The sequence below is a fragment of the Streptomyces sp. NBRC 110035 genome (genome assembly GCF_000829695.1).
Lineage (GTDB): Bacteria > Actinomycetota > Actinomycetes > Streptomycetales > Streptomycetaceae > Streptomyces.
Genome location: NZ_BBNN01000072.1, coordinates 1 through 10,698, shown reverse-complemented (window position 1 = coordinate 10,698; position 10,698 = coordinate 1). Strand labels below are relative to the sequence as shown.

Sequence of the window (10,698 nt, the reverse complement as noted above, 5' to 3'; positions counted from 1 at the left end):
GAGACCGGCGACCTGAAGAAGGGCACCCACACCGTCGGCGTCCAGCGCCAGTACACCGGCACCGCCGGACGCATCGAGAACAGCCAGGTCGCCGTCTACCTCGCCTACTCCGCCCCACGCGGGCACACGGCGATCGACCGCGAGCTCTACATCCCCCGCTCCTGGACCGACGATCCGGACCGCTGCCGCTCGGCCGGCATCCCCGACACCCACACCTTCGCGACGAAACCCCAGCTCGCCGCCCGGATGATCGAACGCGCCCTGGACGCCGGGACCACCGCCGACTGGGTCACCGGCGACGAGGTCTACGGCAACAACACCCACCTGCGGACCACCCTGGAGCAACGCGGCCAGAACTACGTCCTCGCCGTCTCCTGCCGGCACCACATCACCACCGCTGCCGGAAAGATCCGCGCCGACCTCCTGGCCCGGCGGATCCCGAAACGGGCCTGGCAGAAGCTGTCCGCAGGAGCCGGAGCCAAGGGCCACCGTCACTACGACTGGGCCCTGGCCCATGTCACCGACGAGCGTCCCGGCCACCGGCACCTCCTCGTCCACCGCAACCGCCGCACCGGCGAACTCGCCCACTACCTCTGCTACTCGACCCACCCGACCACCCTGCAGACCCTGGTGAGGACCGCGGGGCGCCGCTGGACGGTGGAGGAGACATTCCAATCGTCGAAGGGACTGGCCGGACTCGACGAACACCAGGTCAGACGCTGGACCTCCTGGCACCGTTGGGTCACCCTCGCCATGCTCGCCCACGCCTTCCTTGCTGTGGTGACCGCACTCGAACGTGACCAGCACCAGACAACCAGCGCACTGAGTCCGCTGACCCGCAACGAGATCCAGCACCTGTTCACCACGCTCGTCACCCATGCCGCCCACGACATGGCGCACCGGCTGGGCTGGTCGCAGTGGCGACGACGCCACCAAGCCCGGGCCAAGACCGCCCACTACCGGCGCCAAGACGTCCAGCCAGCATGAAGATCACGATCTACGGCTGGAGTACTAGGGGTTATCCGAGCCAGGAGGCGAAGTTAGCGTGACCGCGCATTCTCCGTATTCCACGGACGTGAATTCACCGTCCCCGAAAACGAATTCACCGTCCTCGGACGTGCATTCACCGTTCTCCACGAACGCGAGTTCACCGTTTTCCACCGAACCGAACGCAGTGTTTTCCACAGACCATGGGGGATCCCGAACCATGACCGATCCGCAGACGTGGCGGGTTCTCGGCAACGCGGACGCGCACGAGCTCGTGCTCGCCGTGGACTTCGACGCCACCGGCCGGGCCGAGGGCCGCTTCACCGATCTGGCCTCGGGTCTGGGCGACCTGCTGCCCTGCTCGATCTGGGAGACGATTCCCCAGGAGGCCGGGACCGGTGCCGGCGATGCCGACCCCGTCGAGCGGTGGCTGGAGGAGGTGGCGGCCGACGGCCGCCCGGTCCGCGCGGTGTTCGGCTTCTGTGTCGGCGGCGTCTACGCGGGCGCGATCGCGCAGCGCCTCGCCGCCCGGCAGGAACAGGCGCCCGCGCTGGTGCTGTTCGACCCCGAGCAGTCCGGCCCGCTGTCCCTGTACTCGCAGTTCTACAAGGTCCTCGACTCCATGTCCGCCCTGCTGAGTGCCGAGGAGACCGCGCAGGCGGCGGACGAGGCGCGGCGGGCGCACGAGCAGCACACGACGATGGCCGCGCTGGGCGCCGAACTCCTCGACGTGTACCGGCGTACCGCCAAGCCTGCCTTCGACCGGCTGGAGCTGGACGCCAAGCGGACGGAGGAGATCACCGCGGTCTTCGCGTCGTTCGTCGGCTATCTGATCGCGGCCGCGGACATCGACCCTCTGCCCGCGTGGCGGGAGGCCGTTGTCGTCACGTCCTCGTCGCCCACGAGCGGTCTGAACGGCTCCCGCGCGGCCGGCCAGGACATCGCCGTGGGCCGGGAACTGCGCGTCGACGTCCCGCACGTCGACCTGCTGCGCGACCCCGGTGTCACCCGCACGGTGACCGAGCTGCTCGGCGCGGACAGGCCCGCCTGAGAAGTCACGTAGCGCACGTCCCGTACGCGCGAATCCCGTACGTACGCCCCACCGCGAATTCCCGCGAACCCACGGAACGGTTGGAATGCCAGAAGCAACGGAAGTCCGGTCCCGCCCGGCCGACAGCAAGGAGCACGCCCTCTGGCTCCTGGACGAGCTGGTGCCCGTCAAGGGGGTCAACAACCTCTCCGTCGCCCTTCAGGCCGACGGGCCGCTGCTCGACCCGGCGCTCCAGGGCACGGTCGATCTGCTGCTGCGCCGGCACGAGGCGCTGCGCACGGTGTTCCGGCAGGAGCAGGCGGGCCTCGTCAAGGAGGTGCTCGACCCCGCTGCCCTGCGGATCGAGGCCGAGCAGCTGGCGGCAGAGCCGGGTGAGGTCGCCGCTGTCGTCGGGGAGTTCATCGCGCGTCCCTTCGACATCGACGGGCGGCCGCTGGTGCGGGCCGCGCAGGTGAGGTGCGCGGACGGCGACGCGTTCTGTCTCGCCGTCCACCACCTGGTCTTCGACACGGTCTCCGGCGCGGTCCTGCTGGAGGAGTTCACCGCCGGGTACACGGCGCTCGCGGCCGGTGCCGCGCCACCCGCGGAGCTGCTGGCCGCGCAGCCGCCGTACCAGGAGCCCGCTCCGCGCGCGGCTGCCATGGAGTACTGGCGCGGGCAGCTGGCCGGGGCCGACGCCGCGGGCCTCGCCCTGTGGTGCGGCAGCGAGGATCTTCCCGAGCCGACCCTCACCGGTGACCAGATCACGGCCGACCTGTCCCCGCGGGCGACCGAGGTACTGCGCCGGCTGCAGAAGGAGCTGCGCGCGCCGGAGGCGGTGGTGCTGCTGGCCGCGTACGGCCTGCTGCTGGCCCGGCACGGCGCGGGTCCCGACCTGGTGGTGGGCACCCCGGTCAACGTCCGGGCGCGCGAGGCGTCCAGGGCCGTCGGCTACCACGTCAACACCCTGCCGCTGCGCATACCCGTCGACCTCGGCGGCGGCTTCCGCGACCTGGTGCGGACCGCCCGCGACGCGTTCCTCGGGGCGGTCGCCCACGCCGATGTGCCGGTCGACGTCCTGCTGCCGGAACTGCGCAGGGACGGCGGCGCCTCCTGGCGCAACACCGTCTTCCGCCATCTGTTCAACTACGTTCCGGACGACGGCCGTACGAGCTTCCCCCTCGGCGACACCACGGCCCGCAGGCTCCCGGTGGAGAACGGCTTCAGCAAGTTCGACCTGGAGTTCTTCTTCCTGTCCTCGGCGGACAAGGTGACCGTCCGGGCCGCGTACTACACGCAGGTGCTGGACCAGGCCGACGTACAGGGGCTGCTCGAACGCTTCGAGGCGCTGCTGCTCGCGGCCGCGGAGGGGCCGGACCGGCCGATGGGCGAACTACCGCTGGCCGGGCCCTCCGACCTCGCCGTGCTGGCCGCGAGCAACGACACCGCGCGCCCGGTGGATCCGCCCAACGTGCTCGCGGCGGTGCGGGAGCGGGTGGCGCTGACGCCGTCCGCGCCGGCCGTCGTGGGCGACGGTCGCAGCACGACGTACGCCGAGCTGTGGCGGGCCACCGAGCACACCCGGGTCGTCCTGGCGGACGCCGGGGTGAGGGCCGGTGACATCGTCGCGCTCGCCGCGCCCCGGGGTCCCGAACTCGCGGCCGCGGCCCTCGGGGTGTGGCTGGCCGGAGCGGTGTATCTGCCCGTCGATCCGGAGCACCCCGTGCAGCGCCTGGCGTACGTCCTGGAGGACTCCGGCGCGCAGGCGGTGCTCACGGCGCCGGGCGTGGAGCTGCCCGAGGGGGTCCGGGCGCGGGTCGTTCCGCTGGAGCCGCTCGCGCGGGACGGCTCCGGCCCGCTGCCGGACCCCGGTGCGGGCGGCCCCGATCCGGACTGCTGCGCCTACCTGATCTACACGTCCGGCTCGACGGGGAAGCCGAAGGGCACCCTGGTCGGCCACCGCAGCCTCGCCAACGTGGTCCAGCACTTCGCCGAGGAGCTGAAGGTCACCGCGGACGACGCCGTGCTGTGGCTGACGACCTTCGCCTTCGACATCTCCGCCCTGGAGCTGTTCCTGCCGCTGGTGTGCGGCGGACGGCTGGTCGTAGCCTCCGACGAGGCCCGCACCGACGGCCGCGCCCTGCTCGCCGAGGTCGTCGCGCACGACGTCGGCATCGTGCAGGCCACCCCGACGACCTGGCGGGTCGTCGCCGACGCGGCGGACGGGCAGCTCGCCGGCCGGCGCCTGGTCTGCGGCGGGGAGCCGCTGCCGCCGGCGCTGGCCCGCACGCTGGCCGCCTCGGGCGGCTCACTGCTCAATGTGTACGGCCCCTCGGAGACGACCATCTGGTCCACCTCGGGGCCGGTGCCGGACGAGGTGGTCCGCGTGGACGTGGGCCGTCCGATCGCCAACACCCAGGTGTTCGTCGTCGACCCGGACGGCCGGGAGCTGCCGGTCGGTGTGCAGGGCGAGCTGTGCATCGCCGGGGCGGGCGTCGCGCTGGGCTACCACAACCGCCCCGAGCTGACGGCGGACCGCTTCCGCGACCATCCCGCGTACGGGCGCCACTACCGCACCGGCGACCTGGCCCGGCTGCGGCCCGACGGCAGCGTCGAGCTGCTGGGCCGGACCGACCGCCAGATCAAGCTGCGCGGCCACCGGATCGAATTGGGCGAGGTGGAGACGGTGCTGCTCGACCGTCCGGACGTACGGGACGTCGCCGTCGTCGTGGTGGGGCGCGGCGGGCCGGACGCCGCCCTAGTCGCGTTCGTGGAACCGGCGCAAGGAGCGGAAGGAGCGGAGGGAGGGGACGGCGTGGCCGAGGTGGACACCGCCGGGCTGACGGCCCATGCCCGGTCCCTGCTGCCCTCCGCCGCCGTACCCCAGGAGATCGTCGTGCTGGAGTCGCTGCCGACCACCGCCAACGAGAAGCGGGACCATCTCGCGCTGACCCGCCTCGCCGAGCAGCTCCGCTCCGAGCGCAGTGCGGCCGCGGGGGCGGACGAGGCCTCGCCCGAGGCGCAGTCGGGGACGGCCGGGCGGCTGCTCGCCCTGTGGCAGAGCACGCTCGGCCGGACCGACCTCGGCCCGCACGCCAACTTCTTCGACAGCGGCGGGCATTCGCTGCTCGGCGCGCAGCTCGTGCAGCGCATCGAGAAGAAGCTTGGTGTGCCTGTGCGCCTGGCCGACCTGTTCGCCCATCCCACCCCGCTCACCATGGCCGAGCATCTCGATCCGGACGCCGCCGCACCGTCGGCCCCGGGCAACTGAGGAAGACGGAGCCCGAGAAAGACATGGAGACCGTGAACCAGAAGCACGCCACCTTCCCGGCCGCCGCGACCGCGCCGCCGTCGTGGAAGGTCCTGTGGCAGGACACGTTCGAGGGCCCGGCCGGGTCCCCGCCCGACCCCGCCCTGTGGCAGGTCGTCACCGGGCAGCCGTTCGGCGCCGGCATCGAGTTCCACACGGACGACCCCGCGAACGTCGGCCTCGACGGCGCCGGGCACCTGCGGATCACCGCCACGCACGAGGACGGGGAGTACCGGGCGGCGTGGCTGGAGACCCGGCGCGAGGACTTCGTGCCGCGGCCCGGCGGCGCGCTGCGCCTGGACGCCCGGGTGAAGACCGCAGCGGGTCCGGGCCTGGACTGCGCGCTGTGGGCCTGGGGCACGCAGTTGCGGCACCGGGGCGACGAGGACCCGGTGCAGGCGTGGTACCGGGCCGGGGAGATCGACGTCCTGGAGGCGCTCGGCTCCGAGCCGGACTCGGTGTGGGGTGCCGTCCACTCCCCCGAGTGCCACCAGATCCCGTCCCTGGGCATGGGCGCCCGTACGACCACGGAGGACGGCAGCCCGCTCAGCGCGGACTTCCACACCTACTCGGCGGTCTGGCGGCGCGGCCCCGACTCGATCACCTGGTACCTGGACGGCCGCGAGTACCTGAAGCTGACCCCGCAGGACACCACTCCGAAGGGCTGGCTGTTCGACCAGCCCGTGTACTTCTGTCTGGCGATCATCATCGGCAGCCCCGGCGGCCCGGTCCTGCCGGGCGACCCCGACCCGGCGACGCTGCCGTCGTCGCTGCTCGTCGGCAGCATCACCGTCTCCGAGGAACTCCCCGCGTGAGCGCGCCCACGGACGTGGACCTCGACAGGCTCGTCGCCGAGCTGGTCGAGCGGGTGCTGGACGACCCGACCGGCGCGCTGGGTCCCTCGGTGTACGAGACGGCCCGGCTGGTGTCGCTGGCCCCGTGGCTGGACGGGGACGCCGCCCGGGTCCGGTATCTCCTCGACGAGCAGCGGTCCGACGGCAGTTGGGGCGGCCCCGGCGGGTACGCCCTCGTGCCGACGCTGAGCGCGACGGAGGCGCTACTGGCCGTGCTGGGCCGGGAGGGCGGCGAGTTGCCGCTGCCGCCCGCGGCGCTCGTCGAGGCCGCGCGGCGGGGGCTCGCGGCGGCGGCCGCGCTGGTGGCGCGCAGCGCCGAGGAGCCGGTGCCGTCGACGGTCGTGTTCTTCATGGTCATCCCCGCTCTGGTGGAGGGGATCAACGCCCGGCTCGCCGTCCTCGGGGACGGACCGGTGCAGCCGCTGGCGCTGCCGCACGGGCTGACCGACGAGGCGCTGCGTGGGCTGCGCGGGGGTGCCTGGCGCAACCCGCTCGCCGGTCACTACCTGGAGATCGTGGGCCCGGCGGCCGTCGGCGCCGCCGAGATGGAGCCGGTCGACGGGGTCGTCGGCTGTTCCGCTGCCGCGACCGCCGCCTGGCTCGGCCCGCGGGAGCCGGCCGACCCCGCGCACCCCTCGGTGCGCTTCCTGCGGCAGGCCCAGGAGCGGGGATCCGGCGCGGTCGCCGCGATGACCTCGATCGTGTACTACGAGCGGGCGTGGATCGCCGGAAACCTGGCGACGGCGGGGGTGGAGCGCGAGGTGCTCGCTCCGCTGCTGAAGGAGCTGCCGGGTGACGCCGGCCGGTCCGGGGCGCCGACCGCGCCGGGGTTCGCGTACGAGGCGGAGACCAGCGCGATCGTCCTGACGGCCCTGGCCCGCCTGGGGGCGCCGCAGGAGCCGGAGTACCTGTGGCAGTACGACGCGGGCAGCCACTTCATGTCCACCATCCCGGAGCACGAGCCGTCCACGACCACCAATGCGCACATCCTGGAGGCGCTGGGCTGCCACCTGGCCGACGGTCCTGCTGAGGGGGACCGGTACCGGGACGCCGTCGCCCGGATCGCGTCGTGGCTGCGCGACCGCCAGGGGCCGGACGGCAGCTGGTCCGACAAGTGGCACGCCTCGCCCCACTTCGCGACGATGCGCTGCGCCCTGGCCCTGCACCGGTACGCCGGCCCGGCGTCGGCCGAAGCCCTCGGCAGGTCCGTCGACTGGCTCCTGCACCGGCAGCACGAGGACGGCTCCTGGGGCCGCTGGGACGGCACACCGGAGGAGACCGCCTACGCGGTACGCACCCTGCTGGAACTCACCGCCGACGGCGACGCCCGCTCCGAGGAGGCGACCCAGGCCGTACACCGAGGCTGCGCCTTCCTCCTGAAACAGGGCCTGGACGCCGAATACCACCCCCCACTGTGGATCGGCAAGGAGCTGTACGCCCCCGGCCAGCTGGTCCAGGCGGCGGTGCTGGGCGCGCTGATCGCGGCCAGGCGGTAACGGGCCACCGAAGCGCTGTCGGCGGCCGGCGGTCACCAGCCGCCGGCTGCGCCGGCACCGCTGGTCCCACCCGGCGGTGCCCGGCCGCTCGAAGCACTAGGCACGCCCGGCGGCTACCGGCCGCCAGAAACGCGTGGCCCCGGGCCGCGACACCGGCGCCGCGAAGCGTTGGTTGCGGCCGACAGCAAACAGCCCCGGAGCACTGGGCACGCCCGGCGACAACCGGCCGCTCGGAACGTGACCGCGACCCGGCGGTAGCAGACCCCCGGCATCTCCGGCCGTGGCCCGGTCGACACCGGCCGCGCGGAGCACTGGTCGCGCCCAGTCGTACGCACCCGCTCCGAGCACTGCGCGTAGGCCGTCGGTATCCGGCCAGCAATAACGCAACTCAGCCAGTCTATTAACCGGGTTCAGTTATGCTGGGAGCCGGAATTCGCCGTCCGGCCTCGTCGGGCGGCGCGCAAGGCCGTCACTTCGGAAAGGTCGATCGATGACGTCACACGTCCAGGACACGTACGGCACCCAGGAGGCCGTCGGACTCGACGACGAGCTGGCCCTGGAGCGTGCGTACGTCGCGGTGTGCCGCGAGGCGATGACCCGGCAGGTGGACGATGCCCAGTACCAGGTCGTCGCGGGCGAGGACGTGTCGGGTGACGGCGCGAGTGCCGAGGCGCTCGGCCGCTACCTGCGCACCCGCGCACGGCAGATGGCGGAGGAGCCCGACAGCCCGCTGTTCTTCGGCCGGCTCGACTTCGAGGACTCCGAGGAGGCGGGGGACCACCGGCGGCAGCGGTACTACATCGGCCGCAGGCGAGTCTCGGAACACCCGGCCGCACCGCCCCTGGTGATCGACTGGCGTGCGCCGGTCTCCCGCACCTACTACCAGGCGAGCGCCCTGGAGCCGCGCGGTGTCGCGGTGCGGCGGCGCTTCGGGTGGGCGCCGTGGAGCCACGGCGCTCCCGAGGACCTCACCGGACTTGAGGACGAGCACCTCGACCACGCCCGCGGCGACGACGGCGGCGACGCGGCGAGCACGATCGTCGCCGCCGAGATCGAGCGGCCCCGCCTCGGCCCAATGCGCGACATCGTCGCCACCATCCAGCCGGAACAGGACAACCTGGTCCGCAGCGAGCTGAACGAGTCGGTCTGTGTGCAGGGCGCCCCGGGCAGCGGCAAGACCGCCGTCGGCCTGCACCGCGCCGCGTATCTCCTCTACACGTTCCCCGAGCGGCTGCAGCGCAGCGGTCTGCTGATCATCGGCCCGAACCGCACCTTCCTGCGCTACATCTCTGAGGTGCTGCCGTCGCTGGGCGAGATCGACATCGCCCAGCTGACGGTGGAGGACGTCGTCGCACGGCACCCAGTGCGGCAGGCGGACTCCGAGGAGGTCAGCGTCCTGAAGCACAGCGACCGTATGGCCACCGTCCTCGAGCGCGCACTGTACGCCCGGGTGAGGCACCCGGAGGAGTCCATCGCGGTCACCGACGGCTCGTACCGCTGGCGGGTGGACTCGTACGACCTGACCCGGGTCATCGACGAGGTGCGGGGCATGGGGGTGCCGTACGGGATCGGCCGCGAGCATGTGCGTTCGCGGGTGGTCACGCTGATCCAGCAGCAGGCCGAGCGGCGGGCCGGCCCGAAGAGCGTGACCTGGGCGCGCAAGATCGGTCGTTCGAAGCCGGTCGCCGCGCTGCTGGAGGCAGCGTGGCCGGTGGCGCGGCCGGAGGAGGTCGTGGCCACGCTGCTGAGCGATCCGGCGGTGATGGAGGCTGCGGCGGACGGGGTGTTCGACGCCGCCGAGCAGCGGGCTCTGCTGTGGGCGAAGCCTCCGCGGTCGGAGAAGAGCGCCACCTGGTCGGTCGAGGACATGCTGCTGCTCGACGAGGTCGCGGGGCTCATCGAACGCCCCGAGGGCTACGGCCATGTGGTCGTGGACGAGGCCCAGGACCTGTCGCCGATGCAGTGCCGGGCGATCGCCCGGCGCAGCGCGTTCGGCTCCATCACGGTGCTGGGCGACCTGGCCCAGGCGACGGCGCCGTGGTCGGCGCGGACCTGGCAGGAGCAGCTGACGCACCTGGGCAAGGCGCAGGCCACGGTCGTCCCGCTGACCACCGGCTTCCGAGTGCCCGCCGCGGTGATGGAGCTGGCCAACCGGCTCGTGGGCGCCCTGGGCGTGGACGTGCCGCCGGCCCGTTCGCTGCGCCATGACGGCGAGTTGGCGGTCAGCGCCGTCGACGACCTGGCGTCCGCCACCGTGTCCGCCGTCCGCGCGGCCCTCGACCGCGAGGGGTCGGTCGCGGTCATCGCCGCCGACGACGCGGTCGTCGCCACCTCGGCGGCGCTACGCCGGGCGGGCATCGAGACGGCGACGGCCGAGGAGGTCGGCACGGCCGCCCGGGTGACCGTGCTGCCCGCGACGGTCGTCAAGGGCCTGGAGTACGACCATGTCGTCGTGGTGGAGCCGGCCGCGATCGTCGAGTCCGAGCCGCGCGGACTGCACCGGCTGTACGTCGTGGTGACGCGTGCGGTGTCCCGTCTCGACGTCCTGCACACCCGGCCGCTGCCGGAGCCGCTCGCCGCCTGAGGCGCGGACCGTCCGAGAACGGTCGAGACCTGTCCGAGAGGTGCGGCCCGGGGACTCCCCCGGGCCGCATTTTCTTTACGCCTCTTTGAAGAACCCCAAGGCGGAAAATTGCCCTGGCTTTCGAAGTTGGCCGAATCGCCGTTGTCGACGGTCGCACTTGCGCCAAATCCCTGTGGCAATGACCACTGAAGGTTCCGCGGACTGTCTGAAGTTGCAGGATTGTTGAAGACATACCAAGCCTCGGCACCATAGGAGCACCTGCGGATGTCCATCGTCGGACGGGACATACAACTCACCCGATTGCATGACCTGTTGACCGCACGCGACCGCGAAGCGGGCCCGATCGCCCTGGTCAGTGGCCCTGCGGGGATCGGCAAGACCGCCCTCCTCCACGAATTCAGCCAGAGCGCGGCGAAATCCGGTTGGGTGCACATCTT

7 protein-coding genes are annotated in these 10,698 nt (G+C 72.6%); all 7 read left to right on the top strand.

Annotated elements, in window-relative coordinates; translation table 11 throughout:
- On the top strand, window positions 1–987 hold a 987-nt coding region (locus TU30_RS32380), incomplete at its 5' end, for an IS701 family transposase (RefSeq protein WP_052480006.1).
- Window positions 988–1,207: 220 nt separating this feature from the next.
- Window positions 1,208–2,038, top strand: coding sequence for a hypothetical protein (locus TU30_RS32375; protein ID WP_042177124.1), 831 nt, complete (start codon window positions 1,208–1,210; stop codon window positions 2,036–2,038).
- A gap of 85 nt (window positions 2,039–2,123) precedes the next feature.
- On the top strand, window positions 2,124–5,288 hold the full coding sequence (locus TU30_RS32370) for a non-ribosomal peptide synthetase (protein ID WP_042177122.1): 3,165 nt from the start codon (window positions 2,124–2,126) through the stop codon (window positions 5,286–5,288).
- Between the two features lie 23 nt (window positions 5,289–5,311).
- Complete coding sequence (locus TU30_RS32365) at window positions 5,312–6,142, top strand: family 16 glycosylhydrolase (protein ID WP_042177120.1); 831 nt, start codon at window positions 5,312–5,314, stop codon at window positions 6,140–6,142.
- Entirely contained in the window at window positions 6,139–7,677 is a 1,539-nt protein-coding gene (locus TU30_RS32360; RefSeq protein WP_042177118.1) for a prenyltransferase/squalene oxidase repeat-containing protein, read from the top strand. The genes TU30_RS32365 and TU30_RS32360 overlap by 4 nt, the downstream gene beginning before the upstream one ends.
- A 490-nt stretch (window positions 7,678–8,167) precedes the next feature.
- Window positions 8,168–10,261 carry an ATPase AAA gene (locus TU30_RS32355; RefSeq protein ID WP_042177117.1) on the top strand — a complete coding sequence of 698 codons (2,094 nt, stop codon included), beginning with the start codon at window positions 8,168–8,170 and terminating at the stop codon, window positions 10,259–10,261.
- 264 nt (window positions 10,262–10,525) lie between these two features.
- A partial coding sequence (locus TU30_RS38490) for an ATP-binding protein (RefSeq protein WP_158719409.1) occupies window positions 10,526–10,698 on the top strand: 173 nt, incomplete at its 3' end.

Bases quoted from the DNA above. Each gene is read 5' to 3' on its own strand.
- TU30_RS32365 (WP_042177120.1), top strand. From the start codon at position 5,312: ATGGAGACCGTGAACCAGAAGCACGCCACCTTCCCGGCCGCCGCGACC.
- TU30_RS32375 (WP_042177124.1), top strand. From the start codon at position 1,208: ATGACCGATCCGCAGACGTGGCGGGTTCTCGGCAACGCGGACGCGCAC.
- TU30_RS32355 (WP_042177117.1), top strand. From the start codon at position 8,168: ATGACGTCACACGTCCAGGACACGTACGGCACCCAGGAGGCCGTCGGA.
- TU30_RS32370 (WP_042177122.1), top strand. From the start codon at position 2,124: ATGCCAGAAGCAACGGAAGTCCGGTCCCGCCCGGCCGACAGCAAGGAG.